General features: G+C 59.1%; 19 protein-coding genes and 1 pseudogene. 6 read left to right on the plus strand and 14 right to left on the minus strand.

Annotated features, from left to right (window positions below; translation table 11 throughout):
• Positions 1 to 147 precede the first annotated feature (147 nt).
• The 5 genes and pseudogenes from FHT78_RS12665 to FHT78_RS12685 all read right to left on the minus strand — a co-directional run bounded on the left by FHT78_RS12665 (position 148) and on the right by FHT78_RS12685 (position 3889).
• Complete coding sequence (locus FHT78_RS12665; protein WP_112566104.1) at positions 148 to 486, minus strand: integration host factor subunit alpha; 339 nt, start codon at positions 484 to 486, stop codon at positions 148 to 150.
• 105 nt (positions 487 to 591) lie between these two features.
• Entirely contained in the window at positions 592 to 1563 is a 972-nt protein-coding gene (locus FHT78_RS12670; RefSeq protein ID WP_183744046.1) for a beta-ketoacyl-ACP synthase III, read from the minus strand.
• Positions 1564 to 1583: 20 nt separating this feature from the next.
• Positions 1584 to 2630 carry a phosphate acyltransferase PlsX gene (gene plsX / locus FHT78_RS12675; protein WP_183744049.1) on the minus strand — a complete coding sequence of 349 codons (1047 nt, stop codon included), beginning with the start codon at positions 2628 to 2630 and terminating at the stop codon, positions 1584 to 1586.
• A gap of 101 nt (positions 2631 to 2731) precedes the next feature.
• Positions 2732 to 3286, minus strand: coding sequence for a DUF177 domain-containing protein (locus tag FHT78_RS12680; protein ID WP_183744052.1), 555 nt, complete (start codon positions 3284 to 3286; stop codon positions 2732 to 2734).
• A gap of 11 nt (positions 3287 to 3297) precedes the next feature.
• Positions 3298 to 3889: pseudogene (locus FHT78_RS12685) on the minus strand (ubiquinol-cytochrome C chaperone family protein).
• A 188-nt stretch (positions 3890 to 4077) separates the two neighbouring features.
• Here FHT78_RS12685 and FHT78_RS12690 point away from each other — a divergent pair.
• Complete coding sequence (locus FHT78_RS12690) at positions 4078 to 4611, plus strand: outer membrane protein assembly factor BamE (RefSeq protein ID WP_183744058.1); 534 nt, start codon at positions 4078 to 4080, stop codon at positions 4609 to 4611.
• 72 nt (positions 4612 to 4683) lie between these two features.
• Here the strand turns inward: FHT78_RS12690 and FHT78_RS12695 are convergent, their stop codons facing one another.
• The 3 genes from FHT78_RS12695 to ribH form a co-directional block, all read right to left on the minus strand.
• On the minus strand, positions 4684 to 6822 hold the full coding sequence (locus FHT78_RS12695) for a sodium-translocating pyrophosphatase (protein ID WP_183744061.1): 2139 nt from the start codon (positions 6820 to 6822) through the stop codon (positions 4684 to 4686).
• 195 nt (positions 6823 to 7017) lie between these two features.
• The gene (gene nusB, locus FHT78_RS12700) at positions 7018 to 7500 is read right to left on the minus strand and encodes a transcription antitermination factor NusB (RefSeq protein WP_183744064.1); all 483 of its coding nucleotides are present in this window, start codon (positions 7498 to 7500) and stop codon (positions 7018 to 7020) included.
• Positions 7501 to 7503: 3 nt separating this feature from the next.
• Positions 7504 to 7959: a 6,7-dimethyl-8-ribityllumazine synthase gene (ribH, locus tag FHT78_RS12705; RefSeq protein ID WP_183744067.1), complete on the minus strand. Its 456-nt coding sequence runs from the start codon at positions 7957 to 7959 to the stop codon at positions 7504 to 7506.
• A gap of 346 nt (positions 7960 to 8305) precedes the next feature.
• Here ribH and FHT78_RS12710 point away from each other — a divergent pair, with 346 nt between their 5' ends.
• The 3 genes from FHT78_RS12710 (at position 8306) to FHT78_RS12720 (ending at position 9839) form a co-directional block, all read left to right on the plus strand.
• Positions 8306 to 8662: a hypothetical protein gene (locus FHT78_RS12710; protein ID WP_183744070.1), complete on the plus strand. Its 357-nt coding sequence runs from the start codon at positions 8306 to 8308 to the stop codon at positions 8660 to 8662.
• A gap of 124 nt (positions 8663 to 8786) precedes the next feature.
• Positions 8787 to 9281: a cupin domain-containing protein gene (locus FHT78_RS12715; protein WP_183744072.1), complete on the plus strand. Its 495-nt coding sequence runs from the start codon at positions 8787 to 8789 to the stop codon at positions 9279 to 9281.
• Between the two features lie 42 nt (positions 9282 to 9323).
• Positions 9324 to 9839 carry a GNAT family N-acetyltransferase gene (locus tag FHT78_RS12720; protein ID WP_183744075.1) on the plus strand — a complete coding sequence of 172 codons (516 nt, stop codon included), beginning with the start codon at positions 9324 to 9326 and terminating at the stop codon, positions 9837 to 9839.
• On the opposite strand, the gene FHT78_RS12725 is transcribed toward FHT78_RS12720, so the two are convergent.
• The 5 genes from FHT78_RS12725 to FHT78_RS12745 form a co-directional block, all read right to left on the minus strand.
• Positions 9820 to 10440: a riboflavin synthase gene (locus FHT78_RS12725; RefSeq protein ID WP_183744078.1), complete on the minus strand. Its 621-nt coding sequence runs from the start codon at positions 10438 to 10440 to the stop codon at positions 9820 to 9822. The genes FHT78_RS12720 and FHT78_RS12725 overlap by 20 nt on opposite strands.
• The gene (gene ribD / locus FHT78_RS12730) at positions 10440 to 11579 is read right to left on the minus strand and encodes a bifunctional diaminohydroxyphosphoribosylaminopyrimidine deaminase/5-amino-6-(5-phosphoribosylamino)uracil reductase RibD (protein ID WP_183744080.1); all 1140 of its coding nucleotides are present in this window, start codon (positions 11577 to 11579) and stop codon (positions 10440 to 10442) included. Before ribD ends, FHT78_RS12725 begins: the two co-directional genes overlap by 1 nt.
• A 2-nt stretch (positions 11580 to 11581) precedes the next feature.
• Positions 11582 to 12058, minus strand: a complete 477-nt coding sequence (gene nrdR, locus FHT78_RS12735; RefSeq protein ID WP_183744083.1) for a transcriptional regulator NrdR — start codon at positions 12056 to 12058, stop codon at positions 11582 to 11584.
• Positions 12059 to 12150: 92 nt separating this feature from the next.
• The gene (gene glyA / locus FHT78_RS12740; protein ID WP_183744086.1) at positions 12151 to 13449 is read right to left on the minus strand and encodes a serine hydroxymethyltransferase; all 1299 of its coding nucleotides are present in this window, start codon (positions 13447 to 13449) and stop codon (positions 12151 to 12153) included.
• A gap of 182 nt (positions 13450 to 13631) precedes the next feature.
• Complete coding sequence (locus FHT78_RS12745; protein WP_183744089.1) at positions 13632 to 14933, minus strand: L,D-transpeptidase family protein; 1302 nt, start codon at positions 14931 to 14933, stop codon at positions 13632 to 13634.
• Positions 14934 to 15408: 475 nt separating this feature from the next.
• On the opposite strand from FHT78_RS12745, the gene FHT78_RS12750 reads away from it, so the two are divergent.
• On the plus strand, positions 15409 to 17070 hold the full coding sequence (locus FHT78_RS12750) for a hypothetical protein (protein WP_183744091.1): 1662 nt from the start codon (positions 15409 to 15411) through the stop codon (positions 17068 to 17070).
• A 14-nt stretch (positions 17071 to 17084) separates the two neighbouring features.
• Entirely contained in the window at positions 17085 to 17540 is a 456-nt protein-coding gene (locus FHT78_RS12755) for a hypothetical protein (RefSeq protein WP_183744094.1), read from the plus strand.
• A 264-nt stretch (positions 17541 to 17804) separates the two neighbouring features.
• On the opposite strand, the gene FHT78_RS12760 is transcribed toward FHT78_RS12755, so the two are convergent.
• Positions 17805 to 18317: a MarR family winged helix-turn-helix transcriptional regulator gene (locus FHT78_RS12760; RefSeq protein ID WP_112544669.1), complete on the minus strand. Its 513-nt coding sequence runs from the start codon at positions 18315 to 18317 to the stop codon at positions 17805 to 17807.

An 18317-nucleotide genomic window follows, 5' to 3' on the forward strand; every position in this document is an offset into this window, starting at 1 on the left:
GCTACGCGACCTCGCGGATCGATCCAAACGGCGACTCACCATATTTCAACGGTTTGGAGCCACGAATTCAAGTCACGTCTTCGCGTTCCGCACAGCCAGAGTAGCTATGCGGCAAAAAACTTTTCCGTCCAGCGGAGAGAAAGATGATCAGGCAGCCGGATTTTGCGGCTTAGTTTTGCCCTTCCGGGCAATATGAGACTTGAGAATGCGCGTCTTGAGCACATTCGATGCTTTAAAGGTCATGACGCGGCGGGGCGAGATCGGAACTTCTTCACCGGTCTTCGGATTGCGGCCGATACGCTCGTTCTTGTCACGCACCTGGAAGGTCGCGAAGGAGGAAAGTTTGACGGTTTCGCCACGCACGATCGCGTTGCAAATCTCGTCGATAACCGTTTCGACCAGTTCAGCAGATTCGGTCCGGGAGAGACCGACCTTTCGAAAAACGGATTCCGCCAGGTCTGCTCGCGTCACTGTCTTTCCGGTCATGGTTTCCCCGCCCAATAGAAATATTTTGTGAAAGTGGGCAAAGATTATTTGTCTTGTGCCTCACGGTCAAGCTCTTGTTCGCCGCCAGTTTTTTAGGATTTGCGCCTACCAGCGCAGCAAAACCGCGCCCCAGGTGAAGCCGCCACCCATGGCTTCCAGCATCACGAGGTCGCCCTTCTTGATGCGTCCGTCGCCTGCTGCCGTCGCAAGTGCCAGCGGAATGGAGGCAGCGGACGTATTGCCGTGCAGGTCCACGGTGACGACCACCTTTTCCGGGGCAATGTTCAGCTTCTTGGCCGAACCGTCGATGATGCGGCGATTGGCCTGGTGAGGGACCAGCCAGTCGAGATCCTCAGAGGTCGTTCCGGTCGAATCGAAAGCGGCCTGGATGACGTCGGTAATCATGCCCACGGCATATTTGAAGACCTCGCGGCCTTCCATGCGCAGTTTGCCGACCGTACCCGTCGAGGACGGACCGCCGTCGACGTAGAGTTTTTCCTTGTGCGAGCCGTCGGAGCGCAAATGCGCGGTCAGCACGCCACGGTCTGCCGCCGTCCCCTCGCCTTCGGCCGCTTCCAGTACGACCGCGCCGGCGCCGTCGCCGAAAAGCACGCATGTGGTGCGATCATTCCAGTCAAGGATGCGGGAGAAGGTCTCGGCACCAATGACGAGCACACGCTTGGCAAGTCCGCCACGGATATAGGCGTCCGCCGTCGTCACAGCGTAGACGAAGCCGGTGCAGACGGCCTGAACGTCAAAGGCGAAGCCATGCGCCATGCCGAGGCGATTCTGGATGTTGACTGCCGTCGCTGGGAAGGTGTTGTCAGGCGTGGAGGTGGCACAGATTATGACGTCGATATCGTCGGGCGTCAGGCCACCATTTGCGAGCGCCGCACGCGCTGCCGCTTCGCCTAGCGACGCCGTCGTTTCGCCATCGCCGGCTATGTAGCGCTGCCGGATACCGGTACGCTGGACGATCCATTCGTCCGACGTGTCGACGACACCTTCCATTTCACGGTTGGTCATCACGCGTTTCGGCAGCGCAGCCCCGAAACCACGAACCACTGATCGGATCATATTGCTTTGAACCCCGTCGCTCACGCGGCCTCGGGCCCCAAAGGGGGCAGCCGCTTGGCATGATATTTTTTAAGATCGTTTTCTATTTTCTGGGTCAGGCCATTCTTGGACATGTCATAACCGACTTCGATGGCCGCGGCTATGCCTTCGGCATTCGCCCCGCCGTGGCTCTTGATGACGATGCCATTCAGGCCGAGGAATACGCCGCCATTGACCTTGCTCGGATCGAGCTTCTCACGCAGCATGTCGAAGGCGCTCTTGGCGAAGAGGTAGCCGATTCGGGCAAGCAGAGTGCGCGACATGGCGGCGCGCAGATAGGCCGCGATCTGCCGGGCCGTGCCTTCGGCCGCCTTCAGCGCGATATTGCCGGAAAAGCCTTCCGTCACCACCACATCGACCGTACCCTTGCCGAGATCGTCGCCTTCGACGAAGCCGGAATATTCGAGCGAATCGAGATTGGCCTCGCGCAGCAGGCGACCGGCCTCCTTGACCTCTTCCTGGCCTTTGATTTCCTCGACGCCAACGTTCAGCAGACCGACGGTCGGACGCTCCAGCTCGAAGAGCGCGCGCGCCATGGCGCCGCCCATGAGAGCAAAATCCATCAGCTGCTGCGAATCGGCGCCGATCGTGGCGCCGACATCGAGCACGATGCTTTCGCCCTTCATCGTCGGCCAGATGGCGGCGATCGCCGGGCGTTCGATATTGGCCATCGTGCGCAGACAGAACTTGGCCATTGCCATGAGCGCGCCGGTGTTGCCGGCGGAAACGGCAACATCGGCCTCGCCCGACTTCACCGCTTCGATCGTGCGCCACATGGTAGAGACATAGCGGCCGCGGCGCAGCGCCTGGCTCGGCTTCTCTTCCATGCTGACGGCAAGTTCGCAATCGTGAAAGGTCGACTTTTCCCTGAGCTTGGGAAACTTCGCCAGAACCGGGTCGCACTGTTCCTTGATGCCGTAAAAGACGAAGGAAATATCCGGGTGCCTGTCCAGCGCCTTGGCAGCACCGGGGATGACAACCTGGGGACCAAAGTCGCCACCCATGAGGTCGAGAGATATTCTGATCACGCGTCCCTGATCCTTCTCTTTCGCCTCAAGGACGAAATTTCGGCCAAAATACCGGTTTTGGCGTCGCTTACAACTGAATTGTGGCAAATGCCGGAGATGCTTCAGTCCTTTTTCCAGTCCTTGAGCACGGCGAATGCAGAGGGCTTCCGGTCATTTTCGCCCGTATCCTCGATATGGGCCGCGAACTCTGCACCTTCCTTGCGCGGATAAGGATCGATGGCAAGTGCTGCGAATTCTGCGACGATCTCGCCGGCATCGATCGTATCGCCGGTAAAGGTCTCCGGCAGGTCGGGACCATCAGGATCGAGCACCATTTCGCCGGCATCATTGGCAGGATGACGGGCGAGCTTGGAATTTTCCGGCACGAAGATCTGCTCGAATGTCTCATCGATGTCGGATTCGACCGGCTCGAGCGTGACGACACAGGCCTGGACGATCTTCGCCTGCACGCGCCCTTTGACGCGTATGCCGTCGCGCTTCCACCTGTTGATCTGCAGATCGGCATGGAGATTGCCCACCGACACGACGTTCCAGCTTTCGGCCAGCGCCTTCAGCTCTTCCTTGTCCGCGGCTACGCGCACTTCCACGGGATTGGCGGAAATATGGCCAACTTTGATGGGATAGGAAAAGGGAATCTCGCTCAGATCTTTCTTCATGATTCTTCTCCTCAGGCGACCTCGGGAATCGTCGCCGAACCGGTGGCGATCGTCTCTTCGGGAATGGCCGAAAGATGGGATTCCGCCGCCATCATCCAGTGCGCCAGGCCGCTCATATCTGCAGGCTCGGCGGCTTCGGGATAAATATTGCGCTGAAGGGCCGCGGAAAGGGCGGCAACGTCACCGGCATCCAGCGCCTTCGAATAGGCTTCCAGCCGGCCGTAAAACATCCCAGCCAGCTTCTTCATGCGCTTCGGCACGCTGTTGTCGCCGATGCCGAGTTCGCGAATCGAATAATCGATATCCTCAAAAAAGGCGTCAACGATCTCCTGGGCGATCTCCTGGCCGCTCGTCCCGGACGTGCGGGTGCGGCGGAAAAATAGGATCATGGCTATCGACAGCATCTCGAAGCGGCCCATGACGGTATCGGGCACGTCAAGGCGCTCGTAGAGCTCCGGCATGCGGGCAGCGGCCGTAAGAGCCGCATATTGCCGCTCGACGATGGTCTGGTTGCTGTTTCTCTTACCGAAGAGCCCGAAGATCATTTGTTTTTTCCGGAAATGCCACATTCTTAGCGCCAAGCGGCACCGGGCCTTGTTGCATGATTTCGAAAGCTGGTTTACCGAAGCAGGCGCGAATTGCAATGCTGTTCGTGGCCGGTTTCGGGACAGGTGCGCTCCGGTGCACAACGAGGCGGATCGGGAGAATTCGACCCCGGAATGGCCACAATGGTTTTGCAGGAGGAAGCACGCAGTATTTGGAATGGCTGCTATCGATACTCAAGGGAGTAGATGTCGTTGAAGAAACGGTATTTCAAGTCAGACATGAAATTCTTCAGCAATGCGGCCATTGCCATCATAATCGCCTCCACCACTGCCCTTTCAGGCTGCCAGACGAGCACCGTGCTGAACGGCGGTTATATCGTCGACCAACAGTCGCTGGCGCTGGTGCCCGAGGGTTCCAGCCGCGAGCAGGTGCTGCTGTCGCTCGGCACACCGTCCACGACGGCAACCTTCGACGGCGAAGTCTTCTATTACATCTCGCAGCGCCGCCAGCGCTCGATGGCCTACCAGAAGCTGCGCGTCACCGACCAGAGCATTCTCGCCATCTATTTCGACAAGGATGGCGTCGTGACGCGCCGCGCCAATTATACCCTCCAGGACGGCAAGGTATTCGACACGATTTCGCGCGTTACGCCGACCGGCGGCCGCGAACTCACCTTCCTGCAGCAGATGCTGTCCGGCGGCAGCGCGGCGAATGCGGCCCGCAGCCTGTTCGGTGGCGGTGCCGGCGGCACGCCGCAGAACCCGTCCAGCCTGCGTTAAGGCAAGCTGTCCCATACAGAAAAACCCGCCGGAGCGATCCGGCGGGTTTCTCGTATCGTTGGCTAGCGCATCTTAATGCGCGAGAATCGCCAGCAGCAGCAATGCCACGATGTTGGTGATCTTGATCGCCGGGTTGACCGCGGGTCCGGCCGTATCCTTGTAGGGGTCGCCGACGGTATCACCGGTCACCGATGCCTTGTGAGCATCCGAGCCCTTCATATGGCGGACACCATCCTTGTCGACAAAGCCGTCTTCGAAGCTCTTCTTGGCATTGTCCCATGCACCGCCACCCGAGGTCATCGAAATTGCGACGAAGAGGCCGTTGATGATGACGCCAAGCAGCGATGCGCCAAGTGCTGCAAAGGCCGACGCCTTGGAGCCGGAGATGATAAGTACGCCGAAATAGACGATAACGGGCGCCAGCACCGGCAGCAGCGACGGAATGATCATTTCGCGGATCGCGGCCTTGGTCAGAAGATCGACGGCGCGGCCATAATCCGGCTTTTCCGTGCCCTGCATGATGCCCGGCTTTTCACGGAACTGCTTACGCACTTCCTCGACGATCGCGCCGGCGGCACGGCCGACAGCGGTCATGGCGATGCCGCCGAAAAGATAGGGAATAAGGCCGCCGAACAGCAGACCGGCGACGACATAGGGGTTGGACAGATCGAAGGAGATCGAGCCGATATTCTGGAAATACGGATATTGATCCGGATGCGCGGCAAAATATTGCAGGTCGTTCGCATAGGCCGCAAAGAGCACCAGAGCGCCGAGGCCGGCCGAACCGATCGCATAACCCTTGGTGACGGCCTTCGTCGTGTTGCCGACGGCATCGAGCGCGTCGGTGGACTTGCGCACTTCCGGCGGCAGGTGGGACATTTCGGCGATGCCGCCGGCATTGTCGGTGACCGGGCCGAAAGCATCGAGCGCAACGATCATGCCGGCAAGGCCGAGCATGGCGGTGACCGCGATGCCGGTGCCGAAGAGGCCGCCGAGCTGATAGGTCGCAAGAATGCCACCGACGATAACGATTGCCGGCAGCGCCGTCGATTCCAGGGATACTGCGAGGCCCTGGATGACGTTGGTGCCATGGCCGGTTACCGATGCTTGAGCGATCGAGACGACCGGGCGTTTGCCTGTGCCGGTATAATATTCCGTGATGACGACGATCAGCGCGGTGACGACCAGACCGACGAGACCGCATACGAAGAGCTTCGTGCCCGTTACCTCAAAGCCGGCGACCTGCCCGAGCGAACCCCAGCCAACCGTCAGCGAAGTCGCGGCACCGAGACCGACGATCGACAGAAGGCCTGTCACGATGAGGCCCTTGTAGAGGGCGCCCATGATCGAGCCGTTCGGGCCGAGCTTGACGAAGAAGGTGCCGACGATCGAGGTAATGATGCAGGCGCCGCAGATTGCCAGCGGATAGATCATCGCAGACTGCAGAACGGGTGCGCCGGCAAAGAAGATTGCCGCCAGAACCATCGTTGCGACCACGGACACCGCGTAGGTTTCGAAGAGGTCGGCTGCCATGCCGGCGCAATCGCCGACATTGTCGCCGACGTTGTCGGCAATGGTTGCCGGGTTGCGCGGGTCGTCTTCCGGAATGCCGGCCTCTACCTTGCCGACGAGGTCGCCGCCGACATCGGCACCCTTCGTAAAGATGCCGCCGCCGAGACGGGCGAAGATCGAGATCAGCGATGCGCCGAAGCCGAGCGCCACGAGGGAGTCGATGACCTCACGCGAGCCGGGCTCGTGTCCGAGCACTATCGTCAGCACGTAATAATAGATGGAGACGCCGAGCAGCGCGAGACCGGCAACCAGCATGCCGGTGATCGCGCCCGACTTGAAGGCAATATCCAGGCCGGCCTTGAGGCTGGCGGATGCTGCCTGGGCGGTGCGCACATTGGCGCGGACGGAGACGTGCATACCGATGAAGCCGGCAGCACCTGAGAGGACGGCGCCGATCAGGAACCCGATCGCGGCCGTGGCGGAAAGAAGCAGCCATGCTGCAATGAAAACAACAATGCCTACGATGGCAATGGTTCTATACTGACGCGTCAGATAGGCCTGGGCGCCCTCGCGGATATAGCCCGCGATCTCCTGCATGCGGCTGTTGCCCTGATCGGCTGCAAGCACCGACCGGGTTGCCCAGATGGCATAGACCACCGAGAGCAGGCCACATGCGATTACCAATAAAAGAATGGTCATTCGCTCTTTCCTCCCATAAGCCGGAACTCACTCCTTCTCCGGCGACGAATGCCGTTGAATCGACTCCTCTCCACAGAAACGCTCAACAGGCGAGCGGAGATTGCGTGGTCGATAACGTCGCGTCAAGACTGCAAAACTTCAAAAGCCTTGCAGTACCGCAGAAAGAACGGGAGGGATTGTTTGGGGGCTAAGTGCCTACTTCTTCTGGTCGCCGCGCACTTGCTTGGCGATGCGGTCCAGAACGGCGTTGACGAGCTTGGGCTCATCGTCGTCGAAGAAGGCACGAGCGATCTCGACATATTCGGTAACGATGACGGCGACCGGCACGTCCTTGCGGTCGACGAGTTCGAAAACGCCGGCGCGCAGGATGGCGCGTACGGTGCTATCGAGACGCGACAAGGCCCAGTCGTCCTGCAGGGCAGAGGCGATCAGCGGGTCGAGGCGGAGCTGGTCGCGCACGACGCCCGAGACGATCGAGCGGAACCAGCCGGCATCGGCCTTCAGATAGGTTTCGCCGTCAAGTTCCTGGCCGAGGCGATGCGCCTCGTATTCCGCTACGATTTCCAGAACGCCGGTGCCGCCGATATCCATCTGATAGAGCGCCTGCACAGCCGCGAGGCGTGCAGCGCCCCGCTGGTTGGCAGCCTTGACCAGTCGTTCGGTATTTTCGTCAGTCATTCTTTATGCACCCAGCTTCTTCTTCAGCTCGATCATGGTGAGAGCTGCACGGGCGGCGAAACCGCCCTTGTCCTTGTCCGAACGGCGCGCGCGCGCCCATGCCTGTTCATCGTTCTCGACCGTCAGGATGCCGTTGCCGATGGCAAGTGACTCGCTGACGGCGAGATCCATCAGAGCGCGCGAGGACTCGTTCGACACGATGTCGAAATGATAGGTCTCGCCGCGGATGACCATGCCGAGCGCGACAAAACCGTCATACTGCGTGCCATCATTATCCGCGCCATCGAGCGCCATGGCAATCGTCGCCGGAATTTCCAGCGCACCGGGCACGGTAACGACGTCATACGTAGCACCCGCTTCTTTCAGCGCGAAGGTCGCGCCTTCCAGAAGAGCATCGGCCATGTCGTCATAGAAGCGCGCTTCGACGATCAAAATATGGGGAGCGGTCTCTTTCGGCATGGTTCACCTTCGGTTGGAGGGGCGTTTTCCACTCGGGCAGGCCGCGGTCAAAACATGCCTTCGAGCGAATGGCAAGCAAATTCGGGCGGCGCCCCAAGAGGAAAGATAAAATATCTGCAATGAGATAGCGGAGTCCGGTTTTGCCAAGAGCAACGGCGCAAAAAACATGCTTAGCCGAGTGACGTGAAAACGGCGAATCAAAGGCGGCCTTCGTGAATAATTTGTAATTTGTTTTCAGTGGCTTATGCCATTGAAACGATGATGCTGCAGCGCCAAATCTCAGTCGTAACGCCAACGATCCCCTGCAACGACAGCCGACCGTCACAGCAGACGAAAGGATACACTTATGAACCGCGTTTCCAAAATCGCTTTTGCCGCCGCTTTCTCCTCCCTTGCATTTGCCGGCGTCAGCCGGGCCGAAAGTCTTGGCATGAATACCGCACAGGGTATCGAGCAGACGCTTCGCACCTTCCAGGGCGACTTAGACGTCCGGCCCGTCTATGACTGGCACAATCTCGACGACGAAAACACCGGTCCGCGCTCCGTCCTCCAGCGCCCGCAAAGCGCCGTACATGCCATCCAGGCCTCCATCGACGCCAACAGGTCGCTGGCACACAAGCTCAACAATGAAGGCGTCAATATCCGCAATGTCGTGAATGCCGAACAGGCAGCCGATGGCAGCATTACGTTCTACGTTCGCTGAGGCCGCCGACTTGGAAGGCGGGTATGGACGGCTGATTCCTCGCCGCCCATACCCGACTTTTCTCGAAATCACTGTTGCATTTTCCGCCGGATAAGAGTGTCTTCTCGTCAAAACGAAGAACTCTATGCCGACAAATGTTAAGCCGGTCATCAACACGGCCGATCTCTCCCTTGAACACTGGACGAAGGGAACGTTCTTCGAAAGCCACGATACGTCTTTCGGAAAAGACCTTGGACTTTCCAATCTCGGCATCAGCTACAGCGAAGTACCACCAGGCAAATCCGGCTGCCCTTTTCACAACCATCATGTGGAAGACGAGCTCTTCTATATCATAGAGGGTACGGGCGAATATCGGTTCGGCAACCATCGCTATCCGATCAAGAAGGGCGACGTGCTGGGTGCCCCTTCGGGCGGGGCGGAAACAGCTCATCAGATCATCAATACCGGATCGACGCCGCTGATCTATCTGGGCCTATCGACCAAGGCGAAGACCGAGATCTGCGAATATCCCGATTCCGGCAAGTTTCTCGCCAAGACCAACCGCGACGGCAGTTCCTTCGGCCATATCGGCCGAGGCGAGAACACGCTCGATTACTGGGATGGCGAACCGGGCCTCTGATATCCGCTCCGTCATCGCAACTCCATTTCAGAGCAGATTTTCATGATCGATATTCCGACACTGGAAACCCGGCGGCTCATTCTGCGCGCACATCGGCGCGACGATTTCGACGCGCATTTCGAGCTCTGGCGTGACGAGAATGTCGTGCGCTTCATCACAGGCGTGCCCTCCACCCGTGAGCAGAGTTGGGCACGGCTGCTGCGGATTGCCGGCATGTGGCATCACGTGGGCTTCGGGTTCTTCGCGCTCGAAGAAAAAGAAAGCGGCCGTTTCATCGGCGAAGCAGGTTTCCTCGAAGCCAAGCGTGACATGGAGCCGTCGATCGAAGGCACGATGGAGGTAGGCTGGGCCTTGCTGCCTTCCACCCACGGCAAAGGTTACGCCACAGAAGCCCTGAAGGCGATCATCGGCTGGGGTGAAACGCAGTTTCCAGGACGGCCAATGACTTGCATCATCAGCCCGGACAATGCGCCGTCACTGAAGCTCGCCGAAAAGCTTGGCTTCCGAGAAACGGCGCGAACTGACTATAACGGCCCGATCATTCAGTTTTCGCGCTAGGAAACTCCGCGAGGCGGGCGGCATACCGCGCCATCGTGTCGACCTCGAAGTTGACGAAGTCGCCGGCCTTGCGTTCGCCCCAGGTCGTGACCTCCAGCGTGTGGCGGATCAAGAGCACGTCGAAATCCGTGCCATCGACGGCGTTGACGGTTAGCGACGTGCCGTCGAGCGCAATCGAACCCTTAGGTGCCACGAACTTCGCGAGATGAGCTGGTGCGCGCAGGCGGAAACGAGTGGCATCGCCTTCTTCCGTCACAGACAGGATCTCGGCCTTGCCATCGACATGGCCGGAGACGATATGGCCGCCAAGCTCGTCACCGATTTTCAGCGAACGTTCGAGATTGATATGGCTGCCCGCCTCCCAGGTGGAAATAGTGGTGAGGCGTAGAGCCTCCTCCCATGCCTCCACCTCAAACCAGCGGCCGTTGCTGCCCTCCTGCGGCAAGCCGGTCACGGTCAGGCAGATGCCGGAATGAGAGATGGAAGCGCCCATATCGATGGTCGCCGGGTCGTAATTCGTCGTGACGCGAAGCTTGATGCCTTCTTTCAAAGGCGCAACGGATTCGATCGTGCCGATATCAGTGATAATTCCGGTAAACATCAATTCTCTCTTTCGTATTCGTCCAGGCGATCCGCGCCAAATATGTAAGTGCCCCTGTGGGCGAAACCGGATGGTATGTCGGTTGGCTGCAGCGGGGATTCAATACCACCGTCACCGATGACGACAGGGCCCTGATAAAGCTGGATGCGATCGACGAGGCCGGCTTCGAGGAAAAGTTTCGCGGTTTTCGCACCGCCTTCGACGAGGAGTGAAGAGATGCCGCGTGTGGCAAGCGCCAGCAGCAGGACTTCAGGATGATAGGGATTGCAGTAGAGGACTTCGACGCCGGCGGCTTCGAGAGCGGCGTGGCGGGAGTCGATCGCGGCGGGTTCGGTGGGTGTGTTACCCCCCTCTGTCCCCAACGGCGATCCATCTTCACTTGCCACCACAATAACGGGCACTTCCCGCGCCGTCTCGACGAGCTTGCTCGTCAGCGGTAGCGCCAGCATCGGATCGAGCACGATGCGAACAGGCGATTGCACCTCGAGACCCGGTGTCCGCACCGTCAGCAGCGGATCGTCTGATATCGCCGTGCCGATGCCGACAAGGATGGCATCGGTTTCGGCCCGCAGCGCCTGGACCTGGGCGCGGGCTTCCGGACCAGTTATCGCCACCTGCCCTACTCCCTTGCGGCCGATCATGCCATCGGCGGAAACGGCAAGCTTGAGAGTCACATAGGGGCGGTTCTTCGTCTGGCGGGTGAGGTATCCAGCGAGCGATTGCCTTCCTTGTTCCTCCAGCACGCCTGTCGTGACTTCGATGCCGGCATCGCGCAGCATGGAAATGCCGCGGCCGGATACCCTGATATCGGGATCGGTCACGCTAATGACGACGCGCCCGACGCCGTAGGCGATCAGGGCTTCGGCGCAAGGCGGTGTCTTGCCGTGATGCGAGCAGGGTTCGAGCGTGACATAGGCGGTTGCACCGCGGGCAAGTTCACCGGCTTCGGCGAGCGCCTGCGGCTCGGCATGCGGGCGACCGCCGTGTGCCGTCACGGCCCGACCGACGATCACGCCATCGCGAACGATGACACAGCCGACGGATGGATTGGTGGACGTCTGGCCCGTGTGCCATCGCGACAGGCGGATCGCGGCTGCCATGAAGCGTTCGTCCTCAGGCCGCGCGATCCCCTCGCCCATGGTCATACGTCCAGCGGATCGCCGGCGATTTTGGCGTTGAGCTCGGCGATCAGTTTTTCGAAATCCTCGGCATGCGAAAAATCACGATAGACCGACGCGTAGCGCACGAAGCCGACATCATCGAGGCCCTTTAATGCTTCCAGAACCTGCAGGCCGATCTGTTCGGAGGAGATTTCCGTCTCGCCCGAACTCTCCAGTCGCCGCACGATACCGGAGACAGCGCGCTCGATACGGTCGCGATCGACGGGCCGCTTGCGCAATGCCACATCGAAGGACCTGACCAGCTTATCGCGGTCGAAGGGAACCTTTCTGCCGGTCTTCTTCGTGACCATCAGTTCGCGCAGCTGCACGCGCTCGAAGGTCGTAAAGCGACCGCCGCAATCAGGACAGATGCGGCGCCGGCGGATGGAGGTGTTATCCTCCGCCGGGCGTGAATCCTTGACCTGCGTATCTTCCGAACCGCAATAGGGGCAGCGCATGCCTTCTCCTTCAGCATCGGCCCGAAAATCGGAACCGATTTTCGGAAAGCCTGATGCGTCGACTTAAAGAGTTAGAGCGACCTTTGTGCGCTCTAGCCCATGTAATCATACATGGGGAAGCGGTCGGTCAGATTCACCACCTTGCCGCGGACGGCAGCTTCGACGGCAGCATTGCCCTCATCGGAATTAGCAACCTTCAAGCCATCGAGAACCTCGACGATGAGGTTACCGATTTCGCGGAATTCCGCTTCCTTGAAGCCGCGTGTCGTGCCGGCCGGGGCGCCAAGGCGCACGCCCGAGGTGACGAAGGGCTTTTCAGGATCGAACGGGATTCCGTTCTTGTTGCAGGTGATGTAGGCGCGGCCGAGCGCGGCTTCTGCGCGCTTGCCGGTGGCATTCTTCTTGCGCAGGTCGACCAGCATCAGGTGGTTGTCCGTACCGCCGGAGACGACGTCGAGGCCGCCGGCGACAAGTGTTTCGGCCAGCGCCTTGGCGTTCTTGACGACCTGGGCGGCATATTCCTTGAAGGAGGGCTGCAGGGCTTCCCCGAAGGCAACGGCCTTGGCGGCGATGATGTGCATCAGCGGACCACCCTGGAGACCAGGGAAGACGGCCGAGTTGAACTTCTTGGCCAGATCCTCGTCATTCGTCAGGATAACGCCGCCGCGCGGACCGCGGAGCGACTTGTGGGTCGTGGTCGTCGCAACATGGCAGTGCGGGAACGGCGACGGATGCACGCCACCAGCGACGAGACCGGCGATGTGGGCCATGTCGACCATCAGGTAGGCGCCGACCGAGTCAGCGATCTCGCGGAAACGCTTCCAGTCCCAGATACGGGAATAGGCCGTGCCGCCGGCGATGATCAGTTTCGGCTTGTGTTCTTTGGCCTTACGCTCGACGTCGTCCATATCGAGCAGGTTATCGCCCTCGCGCACGCCGTAGGACACGACGTTGAACCATTTGCCGGACATGTTGACCGGCGAACCGTGCGTCAAGTGACCGCCGGAATTCAGGTCGAGACCCATGAAGGTGTCGCCCGGCTGCAGCAGCGCAAGAAACACGGCCTGGTTCATCTGCGAACCGGAATTCGGCTGAACGTTGGCGAAGTTGACGCCGAAGAGCTTCTTGGCGCGCTCGATGGCGAGTTCCTCGGCGATATCGACGAACTGGCAGCCACCGTAGTAGCGCTTGCCGGGATAGCCCTCGGCATATTTGTTTGTCATGATGGAGCCCTGGGCTTCCAGAACGGCGCGGGAAACGATGTTCTCGGATGCGATCAGTTCGATCTCATGCCGTTGACGACCGAGTTCCTTTCCGATCGCGCCAAAGATTTCCGGATCGACGTCCGCAAGCGAGCGATTGAAGAAGGATTCGGTGGAAGCATTGGTCATGGGCTGGCTCCTTCACTGGGATGCGGCAAGGTATTAGCCTTCCACCGATGCGAGGGCAATACGAAGAACGACATTTGCTGGGCTAAGCGCGCGGGCCGAACAGTTTGCGTCTGATATCGCCTTGCGGCAATGAAAAAAGCCGCGCACATGGCGCGGCTTTGCGTGAACTCCATACGCCGGACTTATTGTACCGGCTGCTCCATGCCTGCGGTGGTGTCGAGCGCCAGTTCGGCATTGCCGTCCATCTGGTAGATGTCGTCGCGGAACTGGACGACGCCGTCAGGCATGCCCCAGGCCGAGATATAAACGAAATAAACGGGAACTTCGACGGCAAGCTTGATCGGCGTGTTGACGCCGCTTGCGATCACCTGCTCCATCTGCTGACGACTCCAGCCAGGGGTCTCGCGCAGCAGCCATGTCGACAGGTCGCGGACATTCTGGACGCGCACGCAGCCTGAAGATTCGAAGCGCATGAGCTTGTTGAACAGGCCCTGCTGCGGCGTGTCGTGCATGTACTCGCCGTTCTTGTTGTAGAAGTTGATCTTCGTGGAGGCCATGGCGTTGATCTTGCCCGGATCCTGACGGAACATCAGGTTCGGCGCCTCGCCGTTCCAGTCTACTGTCTCAGGGGCGACTTCGTTGCCCTTGCCGTCGATCAGGCGGATTGCGTTCTTTTCGAGATAGGTCGGATCCTTGCGCATCAGCGGCATGATGTCCTTCTCGACGATCGAGCGCGGCGCCGTCCAATACGGGTTCAGGATGACTTCATAGACCTTGGAGTTGACGATATGCGTCGGGCGGCTGAGGCGGCCGACGACCGCGGTATGGCGGGTCGCAACGCTGCCATCTTCAACGGCTTCCACATAGGCGGCCGGAATGTTGACCATCAGGTGACGGCGGCCCATGTCTTCCGGGAAAGTCTGAATGCGGATCAGGTTGGTGTTCAGCTGCTGCAGGCGCACATCGGCCGGGATGTTCATCGCTTTCAGCGTGAATTCGCCGAGCACACCATCGGCCGGCAGGCCGTGACGGGCCTGGAAACGCTTGACGGCGCCGTCGACATAGGAATCGAAGGCGTTGGAGAGGCCCGCCTCACGCGGCAGGTCGCCGGTGATCGCCAGACGCTGGCGCAGCGCCTGGACGGTGGGGGAACTGACACCGAGCTGCAGGCGCTGGTCACCCGGATTGACCTCCGGCCAGCCGCCGGCGGACGCGATCTGCTGATATTGCATGATCGCCTGCTGGGTGCTCGGCACTGATTGCGGGCTGAGGATCGGCGTATTGGAGAGAACGGCAGTCGCAGTGCGCGAGGCAGCCTTGGCGTCGAACTGGTCATCCCAGTTGCCGCGTTTCGGGGCATTCAGGAGCCCATCGAGCGCCGATTGCGCGAATGCGGGTGCGGCAAGCGCGCCGGCACCGACCGTTGCCGCCGACGCCAGAAAGGCGCGGCGCGAGAGAGCTTCAATTCCGTTCTTTTTAGACATTCGTCCCAACCACTCAATGCCACGGTGGAGGAAGCCGCGGCCCTTTGCGATATCCTGCGCTTTAACGCAGATCCCTATCTGTTCGTTCTTCCGGCGCACCTGGAAATTCCGCCAGTCCCATCACAAGATCGCGAGCAACCTGGATGGCGCCAATGGTCCATCGAGGACGCCGGCTATCGAATATTCCGCTGTCACATCAATATGGCCAATTCGTGTTGCCGGGCCGGAAGACAGACTGCCGGTTGCCGGAAACCGCATGCACCGAACCATATAACGGGTAAACCGTGCCGGTTAATAACGACTAAAAAACGGCTTGAATACCGGGCTTTGTGGTTGGCTGGCTTGCGTTGCAAAGATGCCACGCAGAGGCGAGCGGTGAAAGCGAGGCGTGGATTTTCGTCAACCCTGAAGTCTCGGACCCAGAGGCGGTACAGGATCTGATCGTTCCAGAAGTGGCTGCTCGGCCAAGGCCCCAATGGCGACCTACGGAATTACTCATGGGATAACGGCGGCCTGCCTCTCGAATCTCGGCTACCACTTCTGGTATTCGTCTGGCATGGAACATTCGACCTCCCGCTTCAAACTCAGAATTGTCCGGAATCGCTATCGCGAGTGGCTGGAGCGGTCGAATGACGTAAACGCGCTGACACTCATATGGGCCGTGAACGCGCTCCAGTCTGGAAAAGCCAAGCTCGCTGCCAGATACATAACGTTCCCCAAGGAAGCAGTGATCGGAAAGCGAAGGTTCGACGAGTACGCCATCCACCCATGGGAGCTTGAAACAATCGTTACGTCACTTCTTTCGACTCCAAAGGATCGACCACGTACCGGCCGCTATAAATATACGAACCTCACTCGGTTTGAGTCGCTCGGCGTATTGGTCAACTTGCTGCGGGAGTTGGAAAACGGCGAGTACGGGATGACGGGAACAGCCGACAACATCTGGGAGGAAATGTATCGGATTGGCCAGAGGCAATTTGCATGGCAGCGCGGATACAACACCGAGCAGCTTTACCGCTACGCCTATGTCTATGGGCAGGGCGAGTGCGGAGAGTTTTTCGAAGAGAAGAACGGCATCTCAGTTTCGAATTTCTTGTACTTAAGCGTTGCCCTGTTCGGACTCCTCCTAGAAAAGCCTTGGCTCACTGAACCTGATACCTCCGCGCTTGGTTTGTCGCAGGACGATATGGCAAGAACGCTTGCTTTACACAGTATCGGGCTTATCGAGGCTCGCGCGAAGGCGACTAAGATGAACGCAGATTCGGTGAGAAGTCTCGGGACGCCAATGCGAACGGCATATATGCCAAGCGTTTTACGCCAACATCCGATCATCCGCGTTAGCCACCGAAGTTTAATTTACACTGCGCCTTTGCCGCCACTTATCATGAACCGGGCTACCGCCGGGCTCTACTACGACATCAAGCGAGGCCCAACTCGCTTGATGACTGAGGCCAACGCCCGTTTTGAGGACTACGTGAGAAAGCTTGTAGAAGCTTACCATTCGCGCTTTCAGGCTCTGAAAGGCAAGCCATACGGACGGAGTAAGGCGACGTTTGTAGATCCCCCGGACTGCCTTATCAGAGACGGCGATCAGATCACGATAGCGATCGAATGCAAGGCAACCAAGCTCACCTTCGAAGCCCAATTTTCGGATAATCCGGCGATTGCGGCGAAGCAAGGATTCGAGCAGGTCGTCAAAGGAATCTTTCAGCTATGGCGGTTTTTCTCGCACGCGCGTCAGGGAGTCTACTCCGCCAACACAGTATCTGCCACCGCATACGGAATCGTCCTTACGATGGACAGCTGGATGCAGATGGCCACCAAACTTCGACGATCAGCGCTTGAACGGGCTAGGCAGCTAGCTGCTTCCGATCCCGATATTATCGAAGCAGATATGCGGTTGGTTGTTTTTGCGTCGATACAAGAACTGAACGACAGTTTCGCTCAGACAGAAACAGACGGCTTTATGGAGGTTTTAGGCCATGCCGTTACAGAAAAATACGAAGGTTACGGGTTGTCTGAGCTAACGAGGGATTGCGGCGTAGTGCTTACGCGCAAGCCGTTCCCCATAGATGTCACCCAGATCCTACCTTGGTGGTCCAAGATGAAAGGTCCGAACGACCGCCCACTCCTCTAACTACGGCGACTTATATGAATATAGCCGGGCCTGAACGATACGAGCTAGCCTATACGCCGGAAGCGTTCACCGTCCAATGTTTGCAGGGCTCCTCTCGCTTTTCCGGAATAGCTAAATCCCTGCAACCGAAGCTTTATATCGCCAGTATCGACAATAAGCCGATCTACGTCGGGATCACCAAGAGGAGCATGCGGCAGCGGCTCTCCTACGGTTGGAAAGCCGCCGGAAGTCATGGCTATTACGGATACGCTTGGCGTCATCACGGTGCATATGCGGTGTTGGATGTTTGGGAACATGTAGACGCTGAGGGCCGGAACGAGCGAGAAATCGAGACGGTCGAGGCCGAAGTAGTATTTCTGATACGACAAGCGGGCCAGTGGCCCGCCTTTCAGACCGAAATCCATTTCTACCAATCAACCGAAGAGCATCGGCGTCTGGCTGAGGAAATCGTCAGCCGGTACGATCTCTAAGCGTCCGAGGCGCGCGTTGCCAACGGCGGCGCTCAAAAGGGGACAGAGCGGCGCGTGGCCGTGTCAGAAAGTGATCGGGGTACAGCAGCAGAAAAGCGCGTCGCGGAGGGAAAGCCGCGCGCGCTCTAAGTGCCGATGGAGGTCGGTTTACTGGCACGCAATTGTAACGCAGCTAGCTGCGATCGCGTGCTTCTTGGTACTATTTGATGCCTGCCGCGCGCTTTAGTCCCACTGCCAAGCAAGCATTGCCACTCGATTAAACCATTACAATCTATACAAAATCTGATCGTTCCAGAAACGGTCAAGACGCTGAAGCAGCTTGTTCATCTGCGTAAACTCATCCGTGCCGATGCCACCAACCTTGTCGATCGAGGCGATGTGGCGTTCGTAGAGCCGGGCCACCGTTTCGGCGATGTCCTGGCCGGTTTCGGTCAGGCTGATACGGACCGAGCGGCGGTCGATGCGCGAGCGCTGGTGGTTGATGAAGCCGAGGTCGACCAGCTTCTTGACGTTGTAGGAAACGTTCGAGCCGAGATAGTAGCCGCGGGAGCGCAGCTCGCCGGCGGTCAGTTCGGAGTTGCCGATGTTGAAGAGGAGCAGCGCCTGGATGGCGTTGACGTCACTGCGGCCCTGACGGTCGAACTCGTCCTTGATGACGTCGAGCAGACGACGGTGAAGACGTTCGACAAGATGAAGGGATTCCATGTAAAGATCACGGATGCCCTGTTCGTGTGCATGGAAAGTCGATGCCGCCTGCGGCTTGATTTTCGTGTTCAT

Source organism: Rhizobium sp. BK196, assembly GCF_014193255.1.
Taxonomy (GTDB): Bacteria; Pseudomonadota; Alphaproteobacteria; order Rhizobiales; family Rhizobiaceae; genus Rhizobium.